The sequence below is a fragment of the Sinobaca qinghaiensis genome (assembly GCF_003610495.1).
In the GTDB taxonomy this organism is placed as follows: domain Bacteria; phylum Bacillota; class Bacilli; order Bacillales; family Marinococcaceae; genus Sinobaca; species Sinobaca qinghaiensis.
Map to the genome: position 1 here is coordinate 284,680 of NZ_RAPK01000009.1, position 22,806 is coordinate 307,485.

Annotated in this window: 25 protein-coding genes; 10 read left to right on the top strand and 15 right to left on the bottom strand. The window is 44.7% G+C overall.

The window, feature by feature from the left end:
* The first annotated feature begins 4 nt into the window (after window positions 1-4).
* The 6 genes from ATL39_RS11220 (at window position 5) to ATL39_RS11245 (ending at window position 4,234) form a co-directional block, all read left to right on the top strand.
* Window positions 5-481 (top strand): Na+/H+ antiporter subunit E, encoded by a 477-nt coding sequence (locus ATL39_RS11220; RefSeq protein WP_120193448.1) that lies wholly within the window; start codon window positions 5-7, stop codon window positions 479-481.
* Complete coding sequence (locus ATL39_RS11225) at window positions 481-762, top strand: Na(+)/H(+) antiporter subunit F1 (protein ID WP_120193449.1); 282 nt, start codon at window positions 481-483, stop codon at window positions 760-762. Before ATL39_RS11220 ends, ATL39_RS11225 begins: the two co-directional genes overlap by 1 nt.
* Complete coding sequence (mnhG, locus tag ATL39_RS11230; RefSeq protein ID WP_120193450.1) at window positions 743-1,090, top strand: monovalent cation/H(+) antiporter subunit G; 348 nt, start codon at window positions 743-745, stop codon at window positions 1,088-1,090. Before ATL39_RS11225 ends, mnhG begins: the two co-directional genes overlap by 20 nt.
* Before the next feature lie 106 nt (window positions 1,091-1,196).
* Window positions 1,197-1,469, top strand: coding sequence for an HU family DNA-binding protein (locus tag ATL39_RS11235; protein WP_120193451.1), 273 nt, complete (start codon window positions 1,197-1,199; stop codon window positions 1,467-1,469).
* A 115-nt stretch (window positions 1,470-1,584) separates the two neighbouring features.
* A complete protein-coding gene (locus ATL39_RS11240) occupies window positions 1,585-1,878 on the top strand; it encodes a HesB/YadR/YfhF family protein (protein WP_120193452.1) in 294 nt (97 codons plus the stop codon).
* 364 nt (window positions 1,879-2,242) lie between these two features.
* Window positions 2,243-4,234, top strand: coding sequence for a S9 family peptidase (locus tag ATL39_RS11245; RefSeq protein WP_120193453.1), 1,992 nt, complete (start codon window positions 2,243-2,245; stop codon window positions 4,232-4,234).
* A 51-nt stretch (window positions 4,235-4,285) separates the two neighbouring features.
* Here the strand turns inward: ATL39_RS11245 and ATL39_RS11250 are convergent, their stop codons facing one another.
* The gene (locus ATL39_RS11250; RefSeq protein WP_120193454.1) at window positions 4,286-4,483 is read right to left on the bottom strand and encodes a hypothetical protein; all 198 of its coding nucleotides are present in this window, start codon (window positions 4,481-4,483) and stop codon (window positions 4,286-4,288) included.
* A gap of 105 nt (window positions 4,484-4,588) precedes the next feature.
* Between ATL39_RS11250 and ATL39_RS11255 the strand changes: the two genes are divergently transcribed.
* Window positions 4,589-5,209, top strand: coding sequence for an NUDIX hydrolase (locus ATL39_RS11255; RefSeq protein WP_245960976.1), 621 nt, complete (start codon window positions 4,589-4,591; stop codon window positions 5,207-5,209).
* Here the strand turns inward: ATL39_RS11255 and mtnN are convergent, their stop codons facing one another.
* Window positions 5,210-5,908, bottom strand: a complete 699-nt coding sequence (gene mtnN / locus ATL39_RS11260) for a 5'-methylthioadenosine/S-adenosylhomocysteine nucleosidase (protein WP_120193455.1) — start codon at window positions 5,906-5,908, stop codon at window positions 5,210-5,212.
* A 109-nt stretch (window positions 5,909-6,017) separates the two neighbouring features.
* On the opposite strand from mtnN, the gene ATL39_RS17555 reads away from it, so the two are divergent.
* Window positions 6,018-6,233 (top strand): DUF2536 family protein, encoded by a 216-nt coding sequence (locus ATL39_RS17555; protein ID WP_245960977.1) that lies wholly within the window; start codon window positions 6,018-6,020, stop codon window positions 6,231-6,233.
* Window positions 6,234-6,334: 101 nt separating this feature from the next.
* On the opposite strand, the gene ATL39_RS11270 is transcribed toward ATL39_RS17555, so the two are convergent.
* The 7 genes from ATL39_RS11270 to alaS all read right to left on the bottom strand — a co-directional run bounded on the left by ATL39_RS11270 (window position 6,335) and on the right by alaS (window position 12,996).
* Window positions 6,335-7,093: a YrrS family protein gene (locus ATL39_RS11270; protein ID WP_120193456.1), complete on the bottom strand. Its 759-nt coding sequence runs from the start codon at window positions 7,091-7,093 to the stop codon at window positions 6,335-6,337.
* Window positions 7,094-7,305: 212 nt separating this feature from the next.
* Window positions 7,306-7,782 carry a transcription elongation factor GreA gene (gene greA / locus ATL39_RS11275; protein ID WP_120193457.1) on the bottom strand — a complete coding sequence of 159 codons (477 nt, stop codon included), beginning with the start codon at window positions 7,780-7,782 and terminating at the stop codon, window positions 7,306-7,308.
* A gap of 194 nt (window positions 7,783-7,976) precedes the next feature.
* Entirely contained in the window at window positions 7,977-9,095 is a 1,119-nt protein-coding gene (gene mltG, locus ATL39_RS11280; protein ID WP_120193458.1) for an endolytic transglycosylase MltG, read from the bottom strand.
* Window positions 9,096-9,208: 113 nt separating this feature from the next.
* The gene (locus ATL39_RS11285; protein WP_120193459.1) at window positions 9,209-9,493 is read right to left on the bottom strand and encodes a DUF1292 domain-containing protein; all 285 of its coding nucleotides are present in this window, start codon (window positions 9,491-9,493) and stop codon (window positions 9,209-9,211) included.
* Between the two features lie 15 nt (window positions 9,494-9,508).
* A complete protein-coding gene (ruvX, locus tag ATL39_RS11290) occupies window positions 9,509-9,940 on the bottom strand; it encodes a Holliday junction resolvase RuvX (RefSeq protein WP_120193460.1) in 432 nt (143 codons plus the stop codon).
* On the bottom strand, window positions 9,933-10,205 hold the full coding sequence (locus ATL39_RS11295) for an IreB family regulatory phosphoprotein (protein WP_120193588.1): 273 nt from the start codon (window positions 10,203-10,205) through the stop codon (window positions 9,933-9,935). The genes ruvX and ATL39_RS11295 overlap by 8 nt, the downstream gene beginning before the upstream one ends.
* A gap of 151 nt (window positions 10,206-10,356) precedes the next feature.
* Window positions 10,357-12,996, bottom strand: coding sequence for an alanine--tRNA ligase (gene alaS / locus ATL39_RS11300; protein WP_120193461.1), 2,640 nt, complete (start codon window positions 12,994-12,996; stop codon window positions 10,357-10,359).
* Window positions 12,997-13,690: 694 nt separating this feature from the next.
* On the opposite strand from alaS, the gene ATL39_RS11305 reads away from it, so the two are divergent.
* Window positions 13,691-14,602: a proline dehydrogenase family protein gene (locus ATL39_RS11305; RefSeq protein WP_120193462.1), complete on the top strand. Its 912-nt coding sequence runs from the start codon at window positions 13,691-13,693 to the stop codon at window positions 14,600-14,602.
* Between the two features lie 335 nt (window positions 14,603-14,937).
* Here the strand turns inward: ATL39_RS11305 and recD2 are convergent, their stop codons facing one another.
* Genes recD2 through ATL39_RS11335 form a run of 6 tightly spaced genes read right to left on the bottom strand, consistent with a single transcriptional unit; the run spans window position 14,938 to window position 21,308 of the window.
* Entirely contained in the window at window positions 14,938-17,226 is a 2,289-nt protein-coding gene (recD2, locus tag ATL39_RS11310; RefSeq protein WP_120193463.1) for an SF1B family DNA helicase RecD2, read from the bottom strand.
* 14 nt (window positions 17,227-17,240) lie between these two features.
* A complete protein-coding gene (locus tag ATL39_RS11315; RefSeq protein ID WP_120193464.1) occupies window positions 17,241-17,900 on the bottom strand; it encodes a tetratricopeptide repeat protein in 660 nt (219 codons plus the stop codon).
* A 56-nt stretch (window positions 17,901-17,956) separates the two neighbouring features.
* On the bottom strand, window positions 17,957-19,075 hold the full coding sequence (mnmA, locus tag ATL39_RS11320) for a tRNA 2-thiouridine(34) synthase MnmA (RefSeq protein ID WP_120193465.1): 1,119 nt from the start codon (window positions 19,073-19,075) through the stop codon (window positions 17,957-17,959).
* A gap of 19 nt (window positions 19,076-19,094) precedes the next feature.
* On the bottom strand, window positions 19,095-20,231 hold the full coding sequence (locus ATL39_RS11325; RefSeq protein WP_281270894.1) for a cysteine desulfurase family protein: 1,137 nt from the start codon (window positions 20,229-20,231) through the stop codon (window positions 19,095-19,097).
* Window positions 20,232-20,254: 23 nt separating this feature from the next.
* Window positions 20,255-20,674, bottom strand: a complete 420-nt coding sequence (gene cymR, locus ATL39_RS11330; protein ID WP_120193466.1) for a cysteine metabolism transcriptional regulator CymR — start codon at window positions 20,672-20,674, stop codon at window positions 20,255-20,257.
* Window positions 20,607-21,308, bottom strand: a complete 702-nt coding sequence (locus tag ATL39_RS11335; RefSeq protein ID WP_120193467.1) for a YczE/YyaS/YitT family protein — start codon at window positions 21,306-21,308, stop codon at window positions 20,607-20,609. The genes cymR and ATL39_RS11335 overlap by 68 nt, the downstream gene beginning before the upstream one ends.
* A 184-nt stretch (window positions 21,309-21,492) precedes the next feature.
* Between ATL39_RS11335 and ATL39_RS11340 the strand changes: the two genes are divergently transcribed.
* On the top strand, window positions 21,493-22,764 hold the full coding sequence (locus ATL39_RS11340; protein WP_120193468.1) for a replication-associated recombination protein A: 1,272 nt from the start codon (window positions 21,493-21,495) through the stop codon (window positions 22,762-22,764).
* Window positions 22,765-22,806 lie beyond the last annotated feature (42 nt).

Below are 22,806 nucleotides of genomic sequence, written 5' to 3' on the forward strand. Positions count from 1 at the left end.
TCGCATGGCCTTTCAGATTGTATTAAATGTGTTTATTGCATTTATTTGGGTGCTTCTGCAGAACAGCTTCACCTTTGGAGATTTTGTCATAGGCTACGTTATCGGATTTGGTGTTTTGTACCTGCTTCAGAAAATCCTGCCGTTTGAGTTTTATTTCCGCCGCCTCAAAGCAGTGTTCGCACTGCTCTGGCTGTTTACCAAAGAGCTTTTCATTGCCAACATTGATATGGTAAAAATTGTGCTGAGCCCTTCTTTTAAGCACAAGCCCGGCATTATCGCGGTTCCTACCAATTTGACGAAGAAGTGGGAAATCAGCCTGATTTCCTGCCTGATATCTTTAACGCCCGGAACGCTCGTTATGGACTACTCGCTGGACAGCAAGTATATTTATATTCACAATATTGATATTGAGAGCCGTAAGGCAATGATTGAAGATATACAAAATAAATTTGAAAAAGCTATTCTGGAGGTGAGAAAGTAATGTTTACTATCGTAGTGGACATCGCCCTTATAGCGATGGCTGTTTCTCTGGTATTGTGCACATACCGGGTTATCGCAGGCCCTACTGTTCCTGACCGTATAGTAGCTCTTGATGCATTCGGGCTTAACATGGTAGGATTTGTAGGACTTTTGATGATCTCTTTAGACACAGCTGCTTTCTCGGAAGTTATATTAATGATTGCCATCCTGGCCTTCTTAGGCTCCGTTGCACTGGCAAAATATTGGGAGAGGGGCTTAGTCATTGATAGAAATCCTGATTAGCATCTTAATTATCATTGGTATTTTCTTTAGTCTGCTTGGTTCAATCGGCCTGGTAAGACTTCCTGATATTTATGCAAGAATTCACGCGGCTACTAAAAGTGCTACACTCGGCATCGCATTTTTGGTTTTTGCTACCTTTCTTCACTTTTGGATCGTAGAAGCCGAGTTTATTGGCAAAATTTTACTGGCTATTTTGTTCGTGTTTTTGACGGCACCCGTTGGGGCGCAGATCATGAGCCGCTCTGCCCATCGTACTGGAGTTCCTTTGTGGAACAAGAGTACACATGATGATTTAAAGGAGTCTTACGATAAAAAAAAGGCAGAATAAGGGGCTAATTTTGACGAATTACCGCTGAACACTTGACATAGCAAGGATTCATGAGTAAATTTGTAAGTGAAGTTATACATTACTAGGAATGAAAGGGAGTTTTTTGATGAATAAGACAGATTTGATTAACGCCGTAGCAGAACAAGCAGATATCTCAAAAAAGGATGCTTCTAAAGCAGTAGACGCTGTATTTGAAAGCATCACAGACACTCTTAAAAAGGGTGACAAAATTCAGCTTGTAGGCTTCGGCAGCTTTGAAGTACGCGAGCGTGCAGCCCGTAAAGGCCGCAACCCGCAAACAGGTGAAGAAATCAAAATTCCTGCAACTAAAAACCCAGCATTCCGCCCAGGTAAACAGTTAAAAGACGCTGTTAACTAATTTACAAATATTAATGAATCATTAAAAAGGATCTGACTTTGTCAGATCCTTTTTTACATAGTTTTATGCACGTCTGGACGGGAATAGTAATGTAAACATATAGGAGGAATAAATAATGAATATTACAATGACACAGCCTGCTTTCAAATGGTTTTTGGAAGAAATGAATCTGAACAAAGAGGATACGGTTCGTTTTTACGTTCGCTACGGCGGCAGTCCCCAGCTTATTGCCGGATTTTCTATCGGCATAGAAGTTTCTGATCCTTCTACTCCTGCTGTTACTATGGAAATGGACGGCATTACTTTTTTTATCGAAGAAAAAGATGCCTGGTACTTTAAGGACCACTCTCTTCATATTAAATTCAGCAGAAAAATAAATGAAATCGAATTTGAATACGTACAGGATTAATTTAATCATTCCGTTTATATACAGAAAAAAAAGGCCATTGCCGAATGCCGGCAATGGCTTCAAAGGGAGAGAGAGTGATGCCTAAAGGAGAGCCTGTTATTCACGGCTTACAGGAAACATTAATACTCTGGAGGGTGAGCCAGAAGCCTCTTGAACGAAACCGATTTTCCTTCAAAAGGGATGAATGACTTCCTGTTATTTGTAATTATAGGGAGTATGTGCAGACAAATCATTAAATTTGTAAGATTATCTTTCACTTTTTCTTATTGTTCTATTATATCCAGAAGAGTGATTGTGTTTCCTACACTATTTTACTATACTTAATCCATAAGACTTACATACTAATGAATTGCTACTAAAGGGGATGAGATCCGTGTCTTTACAAAAACGTCCGATCGCTGCTGATGATATAAAGCACATTGCTGTAGTCAGCGAACCACATATATCTGAAGAAGGAACGAAATACGCTTTTGTACAAAAACATGCCGGAGAAGAAGATATTTATTATTCTCATATTTATATTCAGCATTTAACAGATGATAAGCCTGTCCAATGGACATTTGGCGAAGTTCAGGACCACAGCCCGCAGTGGGCACCGGACGGATCCGAGCTGTTATTTCTCTCTGCCCGTTCCGGCAGTACACAGATATGGCTTATGTCTTCAGCCGGCGGCGAACCCCGCCAGTATACTAATATTAAAGGCGGTATTACAGAAGCTGCCTGGGCACCGGACAGCCAGTCGATTGCTTTTATTGCTTCCGTTGACTCTGAGGCTGGTTTGATGGAAGACAGCACCCAGGAAGAGAAAAAGCCGCTGGAGCCCGTTCTTGTAAACCGCCTGAAGTATAAATCGGATACAAAAGGTCTTCATGATAAAACCAGACAGCATGCTGCTCTTCTTGATTTAAGATCCAATAAGACAACTTTGCTGACAAAAGGACCATTTGACCATTTTGGACTCAGCTGGGCCTCTGACAGTAAACGGCTCGCGTTCAGCGCAAACCGAAATGAGGACGAAGACAAGTCAGCTGTTGTTGATTTATTCGTACTCCATCTGGAAACCGAAGAGCTGGAAAAAATGACTGAGTCCACTGGTATTTTCACTATGGCCAACTGGTCCGGTGATGGAAAATACCTTGCTGCCATAGGCCACGAGCTTGAGTATGCAGATGCTACAATCAATCAGGTATGGATTATCAACTCCCGTACAAAAGAAAATACATGCATGACGCTTAAATGGGATGTTCAGATTGGCGACGCCGCAATCGGCGATGTCCGCTCTTCTCATCCCAATCCCGGTCCCGTATGGTCCCGTGATCAAAAACACATTTATTTCCTCGCCAGTGAAAGAGGCAGTACCGGTTTATACCAGATGGATATGCTCGGCGAAATTGAAGCTGTACATGAAGAAGAGAATCATTTATTCGGCTTTTCCTACCATGCAGCGAAAGACTTTTTTATCGCAGGCATAAGCGACCCTTCCAATCCCGGTGATTTCTTTGAAATACAGCGCAAGGCAGAAGCTCATGTGCGCCTTACGGATGTAAACAATGAATTTTTAAAAAAGGTGGATATATCCATTCCGGAACCGCTCTCTTTTAAAGCGGAAGATGGATGGGAAATTCAAGGATGGTTAATGCGTCCTGCTCAATTTGAAGAAGGACAGCAGTATCCTTTAGTATTGGAAATCCATGGCGGCCCTCACGCGATGTACGCCAATACATTTTTTCATGAAATGCAGTATTTGGCAGCCCGGGGATATGCAGTTTTGTATATTAATCCACGTGGAAGCCATGGATATGGCCAGTCCTTTGTTGATGCCGTCCGCGGTGACTATGGTGGAAAAGACTATACTGACCTGATGAGCGCTGTTGATTATGTTCTTCAGTCGTACTCCTTTATAGACGGCAGCCGTCTGGGCGTCACAGGAGGCAGCTACGGCGGTTTTATGACCAATTGGATAGTTGGGCACACAAATCGATTTAAAGCAGCTGTCACGCAGCGTTCTATCTCCAACTGGCTTAGTTTCCAGGGTGTGAGCGATATTGGATTCTTTTTTACAGAATGGGAATTAAAGAGCAGTCTGCCGGACAGTCCGGAAGAGCTGTGGAATTTTTCGCCGCTTAAGTATATTAAACATGTTTCCACACCACTCCTTATCATGCATGGAGAGCAGGATTTGCGCTGCCCTATCGAGCAGGGGGAACAGTTTTTTATCGGTTTAAAGAAACTTGATAAAACGGTGGAGTTCCTGAGATTTCCCCGCTCCAATCATGAACTCAGCCGCGGCGGTCCCCCCGTTCTCCGTATTCACCGCCTGGAACATATGGCAGAATGGTTTAACCGCTATTTATAAACTAAAAAAGCCTGGCTGCAGATTGTCACTGCAGCCAGGCTTTATATTATATTATTTGTTTCTCTTCAGCTTATCTTTTAATTTATCTTTAATCTGGCTGGAAGAGGAATCTTTTGATTTATGCTTCTTTTTTGTATCCTGTTCTTCCTGCTTTATATCTTCCAACGGCATTGGATCTTCAAGAGCAGTCGGCGGTTCTTCCTGATTTACGTCTTTTTTGATATCTTTTTCTTTATCTTGGTCACTCATTATTAACAGCCTCCTTTTTACTCTATACCACCCCCGGGTGGAATGAAAACATTCTCCTTTCCCGCTATTGTTTGGTATCATAGAAAACAGAAAGGAGAATGTCTTTTGAACCAATTAGATCACATGTTTGAGCAGATAAAAAATAGACCTTCCCGCATTCTGGGGGAAGACCATTTTCATAAATCAGCTGTAATGATTCCCATTATTGAAAAAGAGGGCACTCCTCATGTGCTGTTTGAAGTACGCGCTGAGCATATGAACAGCCAGCCCGGCGAAATATGCTTTCCAGGCGGCAGGGTCGATGCTGAGGACGCGAACGAGGAAGAGGCCTGTATTCGTGAAGTTATGGAAGAAATAGGAGTCACGCGGCAGGATATTACGCTTGCAGGGTCACTGGATACACTTGTTACCCCCTACAATCATATGATTTATTCCTTTGCCGGCCATATTTCAAAATCAGCAGTTCTCTCACCGAATCCAGCGGAAGTTGGTGAACTTTTCACGGTGCCTCTTTCTTATTTCCATGAGAATCCTCCGGTCAAACATAACATTTATTTACAAGTTCAGCCGGAGGACACGTTTCCTTATTCCCTTATCCCGGGAGGGGAAAATTATTCCTGGCGTACTGCCACCGTACCCGAATATTTTTATGAGTATAATGACTATATTATCTGGGGACTGACTGCCAGACTTCTCCGGCATTTTCTCCAGGTTACAGCCAGCTGATTATTTTTCCGCCAGCTGTCCTACCATATGGATAACCAGCTCTGCTGAATGTTTAGACGCGGTAACGAGAAACTGGTCATAGGAAACTTTTGCCTCTGTTCCGGCAATATCACTTAAAGAGCGTGTGATTACAAAAGGCACATCAAAACGATGGCACACCTGTGCAATAGCTCCTGCTTCCATTTCCGAACAAAGCGGCTTCCGGAACATCTCTTTTAGTTCCCCTACTCTCGTTTCACTGCTCATAAAAGAATCTCCTGATAATATAAGGCCGGATGCTGCCTGAAGGCCGCCTTCAGCCGCTCCTTTTTCGGCCATACTTATCAATGCTTCATCGGCAGGATAAAATGCCGGCATCTGCGGCACCTGGCCGAATTCATAGCCAAAAACCGTGGCATCCACATCGTTGTAACGAACTTCAGTGGAAATCACCAGATCCCCCACTTTTAACGCAGGGTCGAATCCTCCGGCTGAACCTGTATTAATAACTACATCGGGGGCATATGTATCAATTAATAAAGTCGTGCCTATTGCTGCATTCACTTTACCTATTCCTGATTCAAGCAGTACGATATCCTGGCCGTTCATCGTCCCTTCAAAAAAGATACATCCGCCTTTTCTGCTTTCATGCAGGGAAGAAAGCGAGTGTTGGAGAATCTCCACCTCTTCTTTCATAGCTCCTATGATTCCTATTTTCATTATATTCAGCTCCTTTTATTTACTTTCTGCATTTTTACTGCAACTTATACATTATACTATTAGACTGTACCCGTTTTCTACAATTAGACATAGAGAGGATTCGTTTCTATTGAATATTAGTGTTGGCCCATTAAAAGATAAAATTGAGTTTTTTGAAGCAGATCATATAAAAAAATTAGAAGACGCTATTCAGCAGAAAGTTGAAGTAAATGAAGCCATTATGCTTGAAGTGCACCAGGTCCAGCATCATGTTTACTATCACCCTGAGCATGGCCGGCCGATATTTACAGCTTCTGTTCACTTTAAAGCAGCCGCCCCGCGTTAAAAACATAGACAAACTTCTCGTCTGCCTATTGGAAGTTTTTGTTACCGCTCAAGACCCCCCTTACAAAAGTAAGGGGGGTCTTTGCTTAAGCAATTTTATTTTTAGTAAGGATTGCTGCTTAACACTTCTACGTTTGTCGGCTGCCAGCCCTGGCCTTCAATAAATTCCATTTCCACACGGTACGGCGTGCTTCGGTTTTCGCTGGTGGAGACCGTTCCTACTGCTGTTGTAGGACTTCCTCCATTTTCAAGCCTGTAAATAGTCATTTCCTCCTCGGACAAGCCGGTTGCTGCGCTGAGGGCATTTACCATTTCCGCCCAGTTCTGGCCGTCGCTGTCGAAGCTCGGGGTAAAGGAGCCGCTTTGTTCAGTCCCGACAGGCTCCCATTCTCCCTGCTCGGCAGGATCAGAAGCAGGCTCCTCTGTTTCTTCCTGCTCCGCTGCGCTCTCATCTTCCTCGGCAGCTGATTCATCCGTACTCTGCTGCTCCTCTGTACTTGTACTACTTTCTGTTTCTTCCGTTGTATTGGCTTCTTCTTCCTGAGCAGGTTCTGTTTCTGCTTCTTCCTGCGAATCAGATGATTCTTCCGATTCGGATGTATCCGGTTCCTCTTCCGGAGCCGTTGTTTCTTCCTCCGGCTGTTCTGTCTCTGCCGGCTCTGTTGTCTGTTCCTCCGTCTGCTCCTGGTTCTGCTCCTCGTCAGACGCTTCCTCATTTCCTGTAAAAAGAAGCGTGATAGAGAAAAACAAAATCAGTACTGCTACTATCGCTATTCCTGCATTTAAAAGGCGGTTCATTCTTTTTTTGCGGCGCATACCATACCTTTTTTCTTCCCCAAAACCTCGATTATTTCTATCCATTTAATTATTCACCTGCCACTTTCATTATGTATCCTATCAAAAAAACTACACTACTTTTTCCTATTATACAATGTTATCTGCAAGAATCTATTGTTTTTATACTTTTCACACACAATTGTAAACTATGTAATCAGCCGGAAAAACAGGAGAAAGATGTCCCTGGGCGATGTTAAAAAACTGCCGCTTTTCAGCGGCAGTCGTTTTCTTTCATATTAGCTGACTTCAATAATTTCTACTTCAATATCACCGCCGGGTGTGTTAACCATAACGGCTTCTCCCACTTTTCTTCCAAGCAGGCTCTGAGCCATAGGAGAATCATTGGATATTTTGCCTTCCAGCGGATCAGATTCTGCGCTGCCGACAATGGTATACATTTCTTTTTCTCCATCCGGAAGCTCTTTAAATGTTACGGATTTACCAAGAGCCACTTCAGAATTATTCGTTTTATCTTCTTCAATCATAATAGCTGTTTTCAGCATGTTCTCAATCTGCCCGATACGGCCTTCCACAAAAGCCTGCTCATCCTTGGCAGCATCATACTCGGAGTTCTCTGATAGATCACCGAAACTTCTGGCTACCTTTATCCGCTCTACAATTTCTGTGCGGCGGTCCGTTTTCAGGAAATTCAGTTCTTCCTCTAATTTATTTTTACCTTCTTCAGTCATATAATTTTGCTTTTCTTCTGCCATTACTATGGTCACTCCTCTTTCTCAGCTTAAATGCTCTAAAGTTGTTCATTCTTATATTTCAATTAAAAATGTAAGCGATATCGCTATTTCCATAGTTTTCATCATACTCATTTTTTTACCATATTTCAATTAGATTTGATGAAATTTGGAAATAGATTTCCCTTATTACTATACTTTCCCTGCATTAAAGAATTTTAATCAGCTTCTTCCTCTTGTCTTCCATCTTCCCACTCACTGCGGTACTGTTCCTGGGTTTGCTGATGTTCTTCGAAGGATTCATTATAAATCACTTCACCGTCGGGACGGGCATAAAAGAAGATATACTCCGTGTCTTCCGGTTCGAGGACAGCTTCAATAGAAGCAATTCCCGGACTTGAAATCGGTCCTGGCGGCAGCCCTGCGTTTCGATACGTATTATAAGGTGATTCCGTATCCAGGTCATCAAGAGATGTCATGTAGCGGTGTTCCCTTATAGCGTAGGCCACCGTCGGATCCACTTCCAGCCGCATATCCGCCTCCAGCCTGTTTTCAATCACACCCGCAATAAGCGGCCGGTCAACGTCGAACTGAGCCTCTCTTTCCACAATAGAGGCAATAGTCAGTAATTGATGGACTGTATAATCGCTCTCTTCTATTTGTGAGGCGTATTCTACCATATTCTCTTCCGTTCGTTCAATCATTTCGTTTAAAATCACTTGAAGTTCCGTATCTTCTTCATAAAATTCATAGGTGGAGGGAAAGAGATAGCCTTCCAATGGATAGAGGATTTCCTCATTTTCAATTTCTTCAGTAACTGCACTATACTGTTCTACAGCGTCGGCTATAAAATCACTGCTCTCCAGCTCGGCGGCTACTTCCTCTTCTGAATAAGGTGTATTGTCAGAAATAATGGACGCTATGTCTTCAAGCCAGACTCCTTCAGGCACGGTAAATGCAATACCAGGCTCTGCGTTTGGTCCCTCTTCCAGCTGCCCGGCAATATCCCTTATCGGCATATCCTGCGAAAATGTATAATGACCAGCCTGAATAGAGGAGTCTGACGTTGCTCTTAAGTAGTACCGAAAGACTACCTCGCTATGTATTAAGTTATTTTCTTCGAGCAGACCTGCTGTTTGGGCTGCAGAATATCCCTGTTCTATTTCTATATCGACTTCTTTCGGCTCGCTGCTTTTCACAGGGCCCATAGCATTCATTAAATACCAGCTTCCTGCCGCTGTTATCAGAATAATAATAAAAAGGATGATTAAAAGAATAATAGATAGTTTTCGTTTTAAAAATGGCCTTTTTCTTTTGGGGCGGTTAGTCTCTTCCACGGGACTCCCCTTTCTTTATACTAAACAGCTCATACTTGAAAAAGTACAAAGAAAAGCGCCCATGCCCTGTAAAAACAGGGGCAGCGCTTTTCTTTCCTGCAGAGTTGCCTGCTCTACTCTTCCATATCCGCAAGCGTGTTAATCATTTCCTCTACCATATCCCACTCTTCGTCTGTTTCAATTTCTTCTAAAGCGATATCGTCCTCATCTTCGCCTTCCTGATAACGGAAAGCCAGGATTTCAATCTCTTCATCTTCACTTTCCTGATTACCGGAAGCAGTAACAACAATATAAGAATGCCCCAGTTCTTCAATAGGGAAAGTAAAAAGAACATCAAATAAATGCTCATTTCCTTCTTCGTCAGGTATTACAATACGCTCTGTTTCTTCTTCAGACAAAAATAACGCCTCCATTTATTGTAAAGAATTTTGATTCCTGTCAAGGTATCCCTGTAATATTAACACAGCAGCCATTTTATCCACTACCTGTTTTCTTTTTTTTCGGCTGACGTCAGCTTGAATCAGCGTTTTCTGGGCAGCCTGGGTCGTCAGTCTTTCATCATAAAGAACCACAGGAATATTTATATATTTCTCAAGGGCTGCTGCAAATTCCTGGCACTGTTCCCCTCTTGGCCCAATAGTTCCATTCATGTTTTTAGGGAGGCCGACAACCACAACCGCTACTTCATTTTCATCTACCATCTGCTTAATAGCAGGAAATGATTCTTCCGTCGCGCTGCTTTTTAAATGAATCGTATCGTGTCCCTGAGCAGTCCAGCCCATTAGATCTGAGAGGGCAACCCCGATTCTCTTTAAACCAACATCCAGTCCAAGTACTCTATCCATTTCCGCCGCCTTTTTGTACGTAAGACCGTACTAACTCTTCAAGCAGTTCATCTCTTTCCAGACGCCTGATTAATGCTCTCGCTTCATTGTGGCGGGGAATATAGGCAGGATCGCCGGAAAGAAGATAGCCTACTATTTGATTGATTGGATTGTACCCTTTATCTTTCAACGCATCATATACTTTTAAAAGGACTTCTTCCGCTTGCAAATCGGTGGATAGTTCATCCTGCACATTAAACTTTACTGTTTTGTCTTTCGGATCCACCATGCTGCCTCCTTCGATCTGCCTATCTTTTCTAATGAAAGAAATCGTCTGTCTCTATCATCATAAATACAGAAAGACATGCTATGATTATGCATTTAAAGAAATGGTTTGTTTATCTCTTCGTGTATCATTGTACAACATTTAAAAGCGTTTAGGAAATAGATTCCACCATGCCCGGAACGGAATCCAAAGCTTCCTGGAGCTTATCCGGATTACGGCCGCCGGCCTGGGCCATGTCAGGACGTCCGCCTCCCCCGCCGCCGCAGATAGACGCGGTCTGTTTTACGAGGTCACCGGCTTTATATCCCTTCTTTATTAAATCGTCTGTAACCCCTGCTACAATTTGTACTTTGTCATTATTAACAGCTCCAAGCACCACAATACCTGATTCGAGCTGCTGTTTCAATTCGTCGACTGTATTTCTTATCGCATCCATATCTTTAGCGGCCACTGTTTCTGCAATAACAGATACACCGTTCACCTGCTGTACTTTGCTTAACAAGGTGGAGGCTTCAGCATTGCCTAGTTTTGACGACATGGACTCATTTTCGCGCTGCAGGTCTTTTAAAGAATGATGAAGTGCATCAATTCTGTTAGGGACATCATCGACTGATTTAGCTTTTAATAGCTCGGCTGCGTGTTCAAGTGTTTCAATCTGGCTGTTCATATACCCGTATGCATATTGGCCGGTTAATGCCTCAATCCTTCTAACACCGGCTCCTGTACCCGCTTCGGAAACAATTTTAAATATACCGATCTCTGCGGTATTATTCACGTGGCAGCCGCCGCATAATTCAATACTATAGTCTGAAATCTGTACGACACGTACATCGTCTCCGTATTTTTCGCCGAAAAGCGCCCGGGCTCCCATTGCTTTTGCTTCATCAATCTTTTTGCTTTCAATAACGACAGGAATATCCGCCCAGATTTTTTCATTTACTTTCCGCTCGATTTCTTTCAGTTCATCTGCCTTCACCTGACCGAAATGGGAAAAGTCAAAGCGAAGCCTGTTTCCAGTCACCAGTGATCCTGCCTGATTTACGTGTTCTCCCAGTACATCTTTCAAAGCCTGATGCATTAAGTGTGTAGCCGTATGATTTTTCACAATATCTTTTCTGGTATACGAATCAACCTGAGCCTGGACGAGATCCCCTTTTTTCAGTGTGCCTTCTTTAACAGTAACAGCATGCAGATGCTGTCCGTTTGGTGCTCTTTGGACATCTGTTACTTCTGCTGTCGCATTATCGGTCGTGATGAATCCTGTGTCAGCCACCTGGCCGCCGCTTTCTGCATAAAAAGGCGTGTGATCAAGCAGAATATGAGCTGTTACTCCTTCTGTTACTTCATCGACAGCCTGTTTATCATGAATAAGCGTGCTGACTGTCGTACGAGCCGACAGCTGGTCATAACCTATAAATTCACTTTTTTCTTTCAGGTCGGACAAGAGGGAATCCTGCGTCTGCATTGAACCGGTCGATTTTCTTGCAGCACGTGCCCGGCTGCGCTGTTCCTGCATCGCCGTTTGAAAGCTGTCGCGGTTCATAGTGAATCCGGCTTCCGTTAAATATTCCTCTGTGAGGTCAACCGGAAAACCATACGTATCATACAGACGGAACACTTCTTCTCCCGGTATAATCGTTGTATCATTTGTTTCTGCTTTTTTCATAATATCTGAAAGAATGTTTAAACCTTCGCTCAGTGTTTCATGAAAACGTTCTTCTTCATTTTTGATCACTTTTTGGATAAACGCTTCTTTATCCTGAACTTCAGGATAATAATCATTCATTATGCTTCCTGTCACCGGTACAAGCTGGAACATGAATGGTTCGTGAATACCGATCAGCTTTGCGTAACGTACTGCTCTTCTAAGCAGGCGTCTCAGCACATAGCCGCGCCCCTCATTGGACGGCAGGGCACCGTCGCCGATAGCGAATCCAACGGTACGAATGTGGTCGGCAATCACTTTATAGGAAACGTCCGATTCTTCTTTCTGCCCGTAGGGAACATCTGCAAATCTCTCAATTTCCTTCATAATCGGCAGAAATAAATCCGTATCAAAGTTCGTGCGCGCATCCTGAATAACGGAAACGATCCGCTCGAGTCCCATTCCTGTATCAATATTCTTCTTCGGAAGCGGCGTATATGTGTCATCGGCGTTGTGATTAAACTGGGAAAATACAAGATTCCATATTTCCAGATACCGTTCATTTTCCCCGCCCGGATAAAGCTCCGGATCTTTTTCATTATTGCCGTATTCAGGGCCCCGGTCATAGAAAATCTCCGTATTTGGTCCGCTCGGACCTTCGCCGATATCCCAGAAATTTTCCTCCAGGCGGATAATTCTTTCCTCCGGAAGGCCGACTACTTCTTTCCATAGATCATACGCTTCAAAATCCTCCGGGTGTACCGTTACAGAAAGACGCTCTTTTTCAAAACCAATCCATTTATCGGAGGTAAGAAATTCCCATGCGTACTCAATGGCTTCTTTTTTGAAATAATCACCGATCGAAAAGTTGCCGAGCATTTCAAAGAACGTGTGGTGCCGTGCGGTTTTACCAACATTTTCAATATCATTGGTCCGAATGGACTTCTGGGCGTTTGCAATTCTTGGATTGTCCGGCACAATGCGGCCGTCAAAATATTTTTTCAGCGTAGCGACACCGCTGTTGATCCATAAAAGCGTTGGGTCTTCACTTGGCACAAGCGAAGCGCTTGGCTCAATATCGTGTCCTTTTTCTTTGAAAAAATCTAAAAACATCTGTCTTACCTGTGCGGAAGTGTGCTGTTGCATTTGTAGGTTCCTCCTTGGATTTGGCCAATCTATTCGTCAAAATTCTGCAGACAAAAAAATCCCGCCCCTGGACGCAGGGACGAGATTGCTCGCGGTACCACCCTGTTTACGAAGGAAATGAAACCTTCGTCAACTTAAACGCTTGTAACGCAGCGAAGCGGCACGCATTACCGTGCACTCTGGACCAGCTTTCCGCAATCCGGACCCTTCTGTTTATCTCAGCAGCCTAAACAGTCTCTGTACTGGGTGGAAAACGTACTTTTTCCTTCAACGTGTTATTATTATTCTCTTATCTTTTATAACGAATATTTCTCTTTCTGTCAATCATCTATCCCGGGCTGTCTTTGCCTCTATTTGTTTCATGCCGTAAATTTTCTCCCTGTTTCGTATTTGAAGCCGGTAACTCATAGCAAGCAGCAGCCATCGAAACGGCTGAAGCGATTGACTCCCCCAACTATTACGCCCGCTGTATGCCCCGCCTGAAAGAAGGAATTTCCATTCCCGGCAGAGAATATATAGAACAGAATACATGTTATTATATTTTCTCTGGCACTGGGGGCATTAGTGTCAATAACCACACTCGTTTCGAGCGGGCACGCGGAGATTTTCACGTGCGAATACCGCGTCTCATTATCTTTGGTTCCCCTCTGCCGCTTGTCCAAGCTGCTGTTTTTCCCAATGAAAGGAGAAAGCTATGCAGAAAACATCGAGAAACTTCTTTTTGTTTTTATCACAAAACAAAACACTGAATAAGAGTGCTAAACGCTGGGGGTTTAATCTGGGGGCGGCCAAAGTAGTCGCCGGAGAATCCATTGAAAGCGCGATGGATACCGTCCTTTCCCTTAACCGCAAAGGCATACTTGCTGCCGTTGATCATCTCGGGGAGTTTGTGTCCAGCGAGCAGGAAGCAAAAGAAGCTGCTGAGCACTGTCTGCGCACTTTAGAGGCTGTCGACCGCTGCGGCGCAGACTGTTATCTTTCATTAAAATTAACGCAGCTCGGAATTGATATTGACCGGGAGCTTTGTTTCCAATTCATGAAAGAAATATTGGAAAAAGCAGCCTCTCTGCAGCTATTTGTACGAATCGACATGGAAGATTATGCGCACTGCCAGCCTACGCTTGATATGCTGAAAAGACTGCGAAAAGAATATGATAACGTGGGCACCGTAATTCAGGCATACTTATATAGAGCCTCTGACGATATAGATGATTTAAAAGGAGTGCCCCTTCGTTTAGTCAAAGGCGCCTACAAAGAAGATGATGCTGTTGCCTGGCAGGATAAAAAGCAGATTGATGCTAACTTCCTGAATATTATTAAACAGCATTTAACTAGCGGCAGCTACACGGCCATTGCAACACATGACCACCGGATTATTGAAGAGGTCAAGAACTTCACCGCCGAAGCAGGAATTCCTGCTGATCAATTCGAATTTCAGATGTTATATGGCTTCCGCACTGACATGCAGGAGGCTCTTGCACAGGAGGGATATAGATTCAGAACTTACGTTCCTTTCGGTAATGACTGGTACAGCTACTTTATGAGGCGCCTTGCTGAGAGGCCTCAGAATGTATCATTCGCTTTTAAAGGCATGTTTTCTAAATAACAAAGGGCCTGTCCCAAAACCTATTTTGTGGATTTGATATTCCATTTCATTAGAAAAAAGGTCCATCAAGAAACCTCGTATTCCTTTCAAAAGGAATACGAGGTTTCTTGTATTATTATGATGGTCCACTCTGCTGTAACGAAGGAAAACCGCACATGCAGCAAAGACCAGGCGGGGACTCTGGCAGAACAGCCATCGGTGAAGTTAAAGAGAGGGCTCTTTCCTCTTTAGCTGAGGCATGGCCTGCCGATAGCTTCCGCCTGGTCCTGTTTCTCCTTTTTTATCAAAGCACCATGTAAAGGTTTTGTCTTTTAATGGACTTTTGAAACAGCTCTTTATTTGTTAATCGTTTCATCTGAGGGTGTTTCCAGCTTTTCTTTCAGCCGTGTGTAGCGGGTATCTTTGTGTTCCGTCTGTACGGCAAGTTCCAATGCTTCATATTCCCCGCATAGTATTAAATAGTCCTTTGCCCTTGTAATCGCCGTATACACTAAGTTACGTCTCAGCATTCTGCGGTACGCCATCAGCATCGGAACGACCACAATTGGAAATTCGCTTCCCTGTGACTTGTGGATGGAGGAGCAATATGCCAGCATGATCTGATTCAGATCCTGTCGTGAATAGGTGACTTCTTTATTATCAAACGTAATAATCACCTGCATTTGTTTATCTGCTGTTTCTTTTGCTTCGAAGATCGCTTCAATTCTTCCGCGATCCCCGTTAAACACGCCCTGTTCCGGATTATTTACAAGCTGAAGCACGATGTCGTCCTTCTGGTAGGTCACTTCTCCAAAACTGACGGTTTTCTTTTTCTGTGAAAGTGGATTAAATAGATGCTGAAGCTGCTTGTTTAATTCATGCACTCCTGCCGGTCCCCTGTACATGGGGGCAAGCACCTGGATATCCATCGGATCGTATCCTTTTTTTACAGCCCCGTCACACACTTTCACAATTAATTCCGCCGTCTGCGCTTTTGAACAGGGAAAGAACCGCCTGTCCGGATATTTTCCTTTTATATCTTCCGGAAGGCCTCCCGCTTTGATAGCATGGGCCAGATCAATAATAGATGAGCCTTCAGCCTGCCGGTAGACGACAGACAACGATACGACCGGCAGCTTATCGGATTCGATTAAATCCGTCAGCACCTGTCCCGGTCCGACAGAAGGAAGCTGGTCTTCATCCCCAACAAGAATGACCTGCATATCATCCGGCACGGCACGGAACAGCTGGTTGGCAAGCCACATATCCACCATCGATACTTCATCTATGATCAGCAGCTTGCCGGGCAGGTACAAATCTTCCTCTCTTGCTTCAATATCCATTCCTTCTTCGCCATTAAAACCAAGAAGCTTATGAATCGTGGAGGCGGCCAGACCCGTGGATTCTTTCATTCGTTTTGCTGCGCGTCCTGTAGGCGCGGCGAGTACGATAGGATAGGCTTCATCTTTTTTATACTCTTTCGGATCAAGTGGAAAACCGTGCAGTGAAGCAAACACTTCCACAATGGCCCGGATAACCGTCGTTTTACCGGTACCCGGCCCACCGGTCAGAATCATAATTTTGGAGTGGATCGCCTGTTTTATAGCTTCTTTCTGCTGTTCGGCGTATTCAATGCTGTACTTTTCTTCCGTTTCTCCAAGCGCTTCCAGAAATTCCGATTCAGGAAACGTTTCTTCCAGCTCCCCAGATTCAGCCATCTTTCGTACTTTTGCGGCAAACCCTTTTTCTGCATAGTATAAAGAAGAAACGTATACAAACTGATCTTCCCGGCTGACCTTTTCTTCCTGTTCCAGCACCCGGAGCCCCTCCGCCAGTAAATCGGCTTCCATGGCCTGTCTTTCTTTCAGTAGCTCGCCTGCTTCTTCAAGCAGGTCCAGCGCCGGCACATAGACATGGCCCTCCTGCATGGTTTTTTCATACAATAAGTATAAAATACCTGCTTTTACTCTTTCTAAGTCGTCATGCTTAATACCCAGACTTTTACCAAGACGGTCGGCTTTTACAAAACCAATGCCCTGGATATCCCATACGAGCTGATAGGGAGAAGATTCAATAATATGAAGCGTCTGTTCTTTATAGGAATTGTAGATTTTCACGGCCAGTTCCATACCAAATCCAAGACGGGTAAGACGCGTGATCGCTCTCTCCATTCCCTGGTTTTCAAGCATCGCCTGGTACACTTTATTCCGTTTTTCTTCGTTCCATCCGACCACTTCTTTTAATCGTTCCGGATCATCGAGCACATGGGAAATTACATTTTCTCCATACGCCTCGACTAATTTCCCCGCTGTCTTCTCCCCAATGCCTGGAAAACGGTCGCTCGATAAATATCCGATTAGTGCTTCTTTTTCCGTCGGCACCAGCTTTTCATAGGATTGCACTACATATTGTTTGCCAAACCGGGGATGGTCTTTATACGCTCCTTCAAAGCGGTACATTTCTTCACTGTCAATTTCCGGAAAGTAGCCGACGATGCTCATTTTCTTTTCATCAAGCTTTGGTTCCGATTTTTTTACTTTAATGACTAAAACAGTATACCCATTTTCCTCATTCCGGAAAATAATATGAAGCACAGAGCCTGTAATATAAGAGGAGGCATAGGCTTCCGGATAATAGTCATTCATCGCTTATTCCTCCGTTACTCATTTAATAGCTTGGACGCCTCTTTTTTGCCGTTATGGGCAAGCATATGGTCCGGCTCTATTTCAATCGCCTGTTCAAAGTAGGGAAGCGCCTCCGCGGCCCCTTTCGTATGAAGATAGCCTACTCCCAGATTAAAATAAGCATCCGCATGTTCCGGGTCCTGCTCTGTCACCACGTGGAATTCTGCCACTGCCTCTTCGACCATTCCGTTCTGGGCCATACTCATTGCATAGTAAAAACGGGCTTCCGTATCTTCTGCGTCCAGCTCTACGGCACGTTTAAAAGAAGCCATCGCATGGGGTACACGGCCGGACTGAAAATACGCCATTCCGAGCATGTAATGAAGACTGCTGTCATCAAGTCCGGCTTTATGGGCCTGCTGGTACATGGTCAGCGCTTCCGCAAACTTATCTTCATTAAACAACACATTGCCTGCTCCGTAGTATGCGGCAGCGGCACTGCTGTCCAGTTCTATCCCTTTTTCAAAAAAGCGCAGCGCTTTTTCTGCTTCTCCCAGTTCGGCAAGCAGGTTTCCAAAATTAATATAGGCGACCGGGTTATCCGGCTCTTCTTCAATCGCCTGATTTAATAGCCTGGCTGCTTCTTCCATATTTCCTTCCTGTAGTTCCTGCAGAGCCTGTTGATTCGTATCCATATTAAAAATCTCCTTTTGTATTGATTCGCATGATAGAGGGAAAAGAGGACAACGTTTTAAACCTCAACGCTCTCCTCTTTTTTTACTGCATATTCAATTGTTGCTCCGCCCAGACAGATATCACCATCATAAAACACGACAGACTGCCCTGGAGTTACCGCGCGCTGCGGCTCATGAAACACGACACGTGCGCTGCCGTCTGCTGATGGATAAACGGTTACCGCCTGATCCGCCTGACGGTATCTGAATTTTGCCGTACAGTCGAACGGTTCCGTGTACTCCTTATTAATCCAGTTCAGTCCGGACGCTTCCAGTTCGTCGCTGTAAAGGCCGTCGTTATGATAGCCCTGTCCTACGATAAGATTATTATTTTCAAGGTCTTTGCGGATAACAAACCACGGCTCACCGGCGCCGCCGATGCCAAGTCCCTGGCGCTGTCCGAGCGTATAATACATCAGGCCTTCATGGGAGCCTTTTACTTCTCCGTCTACCGTAACCATTGACCCCGGCTGTGCCGGAAGAAAGGACTGAAGAAAGTCTTTAAAGTTTCTTTCGCCGATAAAGCAGATGCCCGTGCTGTCTTTCTTTTTAGCGGTAGCCAATCCTTTTTCTTCTGCGATTTCGCGGACTTTCTGCTTGTTCATGCCTCCAAGCGGAAACATAACCTGCTCAATCTGTGACTGGCTCAGCTGATTTAAAAAATACGTCTGATCTTTATTATTGTCTACGCCGCGCTTCATCGTAACGTTTCCATCGCTGTCGGTTTCCACCTGTGCGTAATGGCCTGTCGCCAGATAGTCGGCACCAAGCGAAAGAGCATGCTGCAGGAACGCCTGAAACTTGATTTCTTTGTTGCACATTACGTCGGGGTTCGGCGTTCTCCCTGCCCGGTATTCATCAAGGAAATACGTAAACACAAGATCCCAGTATTTTTTTTCAAAATTGACCGCGTAATACGGGATATCCAGCTGATTGCAGACCTTGACTACATCATCAAAATCTTCAGTGGCTGTACAGAATCCACTGCCGTCCGTATCGTCCCAGTTCTTCATAAAAATACCAATTACTTCATAGCCCTGATCTTTGAGAAGGGCTGCTGTAACCGAAGAGTCCACGCCGCCGGACATTCCGACAACCACTCTTGTATCTTCCGGGGCTTTTTGTTTAACTGCCATTTTTTTCTCCCTTCCGCTTCTACGAGCGTTTTATTATTTTTCCTATAACGGCTGCTGTTTTGTCTATCTCTTCAAGCGTATTGCCTATCCCAAAGCTGAACCGTATCGAAGAGTATGCTCTTTCTTCCCCTGGATACATAGCTTCTATTACATGGGATGGCTGCATGGATCCGGCTGTGCAGGCAGAACCGCTGGAAGCGTAAATTCCTTCCATATCCAGCTGCACTAAAAACGATTCCATCTGTACGCCGGGTAAATAAATATTCACGATATGCGGCTGCGTCCGGGAAACCTCCCCATTAACGGCAAAAGAAACCGCTTCTTCTTCAAGACGGCTTAAAAAGTGTTTTTTTAGTGCTGACAAATCGGCGGCTGCCTGTTCACGGGACAGGGTTTTCTCTTCCGCTGCTTTTGCAAAACCAGCTGCTCCCGGTACATTTTCCGTTCCCGCTCTTTTCCTGCGCTCTTGTTCACCGCCTGCATGCAGCGGGTCCACCAGCGTTCCCCGGCGGATATACAAAAATCCTGTTCCTTTAGGCCCGTTAATTTTATGGGCAGAAACAGAAAGCATATCCACGCCCAGCTTTTCTACATCCAGATTGGAAAGTCCGTACGACTGTACCGCATCTGTGTGCATAGCCGCCCGTGTGTTTTTAACAAACGCTGCTATATCCTCTACAGGCTGTAAAACACCCGTTTCGTTATTGCTGTGCATAATGCTTACTAAAATCGTATCTTCCCGAAAAGCCGCTTTGAGCTGATCCAGGGATACTGCCCCTGTTTGATCTACAGGAAGAAAAGTAACGTCAAACCCTTCCTGTTGAAGCTTTTCAAGAGGGTGCAGAACAGCATGGTGCTCTACAGCGCTTGTAATAATATGCTTTCCGTTTTCTTTATTGGCTCTGGCATAGCCGGTTAGCGCGAGATTGTTTGCTTCGGTGCCCCCGCTTGTAAAAACAATGTCCCGCGCATCGGCACGAATCGTTTCTGCAAGCATGCTTCTTGCCTTATCAAGCTGCTTTCTCGCATCTCTTCCCATTCTATGAATGCTCGATGCGTTACCGTAGGAATCCTGCATGCTTTTTGTGATCGTTTCAATTACTTCCGGAAGCATGGGCGTTGTCGCCGCATGATCCAAATAAATGGCTGAGGCCACTTTACGCCCCCTCCTCGCATAGTTTAAATGTAAAACATATAGTCCTGCATGTCGCCTTCTTCTTTATAGTTCGCTAAATATTCAAGGGTTGTGTTATCGAGAACATCTTTCACAGCGTCTCTTATTTTTATCCACAGCGCCCGCTTTACCGGTTCTTCGTCCTCGAGGACTTCCACCGGGCTTATTGGGCCTTCCAGCACACGGATAATGTCGCCCGCTGTAATTTCGGAAGGTTCTTTCGTCAGCATATAACCGCCGTATGCTCCACGCACGCTTTTCACAAGCATGGCGTTTCGAAGCGGGGCAATCAGCTGCTCTAAATAATGTTCAGAAAGTTCATGTTCACGAGCTATGGATTTTAATGATGTCGGTCCTTCACCGTGTTTTTTTGCTAATGCCATCATTATGGTAAGGCCGTAACGTCCTTTTGTTGAAATTTTCATGTCTGCCACCTCTTTCAATCAAATAATGCACGAGCTTCGACGTTTGAGGCATAGCAAAACCTACTACCTGCCCGATGCCGAGGCAAAAAAGAATAGTACCGACAAAAACAGGTCCTCCTAAAGCCCAGCCGACAGCAAGGACTACTGTTTCCATCATAATTCTCACTCTGGAAATTTTCCATCCTGTCCGCTCATGCAGTGCAATCATCAGACTGTCCCTGGGCCCTGCACCGACCTCTGGCGCTATATAAAGCCCAATTCCATAGCCGATAATAATAATTCCTGCTAAAAGCATAATGATCTGAACTGCCAGCAGGGATGGTGTTTCAATGAGAAGAAGAAATATATCAATAAACACTCCAATTAAGAGCATATTTACTATTCCGCCTGCCTGAGGAGTCTCCTTTTGCAGCAGGGATGTCATCACAATTACGATGATACCGATTATAATGCTCCAAGTTCCTACCGTCAGGCCCAGTTGATCGCGGAGGCCAATGTGAAGAACATCCCAGGGAGCGCTGCCGAGATCTGCACGGATCATCAACGCAATTCCAAATGATACAATGACCAATCCTATCATAAAAATCAGCCACCGCATGAAAAGATGCTCGCGTTTTGTATATAATTTTACCATCAAAGACCTTCTTTCAACCGATTCACACTGAAGTCTACGCTATTATAGCATGAAAGCCCCATTATTTGCATAGGAGTGCTCTATGTCCCTTTATTTACTTCCGCCGCCGCTCTCTCTATAATAAAGGCTGTAGATACGATGCAGCGTAAAGCCCATTTGAGCCGGCTGCAAGATGGAGGATTTTATGAAAAACAAACAGCAGCCTCTGGCTTATCGAATGAGGCCGAGAACGATAGAAGAAATTGCAGGACAGCAGCACCTTTTGGAAGAGGGAAAGCTTCTAAAACGAATGATAACTGCCAACCGTCTCACTTCCCTTATACTATACGGCCCTCCCGGCACCGGAAAAACATCAATTGCTTCCGCCATTGCAGGGAGTACCGACACCCCATTTAAAATGTTGAATGCGGTAGTCCACAATAAAAAAGATATGGAAATAGCCGTGGCAGAAGCAAAAATATCCAATCATTTAATTGTCATTATGGATGAAGTACATCGGCTGGATAAAACAAAGCAGGATTTTCTCCTTCCCCACCTGGAAAAAGGACTGATTACGATGATCGGTGCCACCACTGCCAATCCGTATCATTCCATTAATCCTGCCATTCGCAGCCGATGCCAGATTTTCGAACTGCACCGCCTGGAACATAACGATATTAAAGAACTTTTATTTGCCGCTATGGAAGATGAGGAGCGAGGCCTCGGCTCCTTTAATGCTGATTTATCCGAAGAAGCAGCGGAACACCTTGCCTATGCCTGCGGCGGAGATGCGAGAGCTGCTTTAAACGCTTTGGAAATCGCAGTGTTATCCAGCTCTTCTTCCGATCAGCCCGTTACGATTACTAAAGAAACGGCGGAAGAATGTATACAGCACAACCGTTTTCAGCACGATAAAGACGGTGATGCTCATTATGACGTGCTTTCTGCTTTTCAAAAATCAATTCGGGGGAGCGATCCGGATGCCGCCCTTCATTATCTGGCAAGACTGATCGAAGCCGGGGATTTAATCAGTATCAGCAGAAGGCTTATCGTTACCGCCTATGAAGATGTAGGCCTGGCCAATCCCCAGGCAGGAGCCAGAGCTGTTGCAGCTGTGGAAGCAGCAGAAAGACTCGGCTTTCCGGAAGCACGCATTCCGCTCGCAAATGTCGTCGTGGAGCTCTGCCTCTCCCCTAAATCAAACAGTGCCTACAAAGCGGTGGATAAAGCCCGCGAGTCCCTGTTAAAACACGGGACTCCAGAAATCCCCCGCCACTTGAAAGATTCCCATTATAAAGGATCTTCTAGTCTGAACCGGGGAGTGGAATATAAATACCCGCATAACGAACCGGGCGGCTGGCTCGCTCAGCAGTACCTGCCCGATGCAGTGAAAAATGAAATATATTATGAAGCCAGAACCCATAACAAATTTGAACACGCTTTAGCGGAAGGGCATAAGAAAATGACAAAGCGGTAACGCTGTTATATAGAAAAAGCCGGAAGGAGCGTCCCTTCCGGC

Coding starts and splice junctions, on each gene's coding strand:
- ruvX (WP_120193460.1), bottom strand. CDS start 9,940: ATGGATAGAGTACTTGGACTGGATGTTGGTTTAAAGAGAATCGGGGTT.
- ATL39_RS11235 (WP_120193451.1), top strand. CDS start 1,197: ATGAATAAGACAGATTTGATTAACGCCGTAGCAGAACAAGCAGATATC.
- mnmA (WP_120193465.1), bottom strand. CDS start 19,075: ATGGCAGTTAAACAAAAAGCCCCGGAAGATACAAGAGTGGTTGTCGGA.
- ATL39_RS11335 (WP_120193467.1), bottom strand. CDS start 21,308: ATGGTAAAATTATATACAAAACGCGAGCATCTTTTCATGCGGTGGCTG.
- ATL39_RS11270 (WP_120193456.1), bottom strand. CDS start 7,093: ATGGATAGAAATAATCGAGGTTTTGGGGAAGAAAAAAGGTATGGTATG.
- ATL39_RS11220 (WP_120193448.1), top strand. CDS start 5: ATGGCCTTTCAGATTGTATTAAATGTGTTTATTGCATTTATTTGGGTG.
- ATL39_RS11315 (WP_120193464.1), bottom strand. CDS start 17,900: ATGGATACGAATCAACAGGCTCTGCAGGAACTACAGGAAGGAAATATG.
- ATL39_RS11240 (WP_120193452.1), top strand. CDS start 1,585: ATGAATATTACAATGACACAGCCTGCTTTCAAATGGTTTTTGGAAGAA.
- ATL39_RS11340 (WP_120193468.1), top strand. CDS start 21,493: ATGAAAAACAAACAGCAGCCTCTGGCTTATCGAATGAGGCCGAGAACG.
- ATL39_RS11225 (WP_120193449.1), top strand. CDS start 481: ATGTTTACTATCGTAGTGGACATCGCCCTTATAGCGATGGCTGTTTCT.
- mtnN (WP_120193455.1), bottom strand. CDS start 5,908: ATGAAAATAGGAATCATAGGAGCTATGAAAGAAGAGGTGGAGATTCTC.
- cymR (WP_120193466.1), bottom strand. CDS start 20,674: ATGAAAATTTCAACAAAAGGACGTTACGGCCTTACCATAATGATGGCA.
- alaS (WP_120193461.1), bottom strand. CDS start 12,996: ATGCAACAGCACACTTCCGCACAGGTAAGACAGATGTTTTTAGATTTT.
- ATL39_RS11250 (WP_120193454.1), bottom strand. CDS start 4,483: ATGAGTGACCAAGATAAAGAAAAAGATATCAAAAAAGACGTAAATCAG.
- ATL39_RS11305 (WP_120193462.1), top strand. CDS start 13,691: ATGCAGAAAACATCGAGAAACTTCTTTTTGTTTTTATCACAAAACAAA.
- recD2 (WP_120193463.1), bottom strand. CDS start 17,226: ATGAATGACTATTATCCGGAAGCCTATGCCTCCTCTTATATTACAGGC.
- greA (WP_120193457.1), bottom strand. CDS start 7,782: ATGGCAGAAGAAAAGCAAAATTATATGACTGAAGAAGGTAAAAATAAA.
- ATL39_RS11245 (WP_120193453.1), top strand. CDS start 2,243: ATGAGATCCGTGTCTTTACAAAAACGTCCGATCGCTGCTGATGATATA.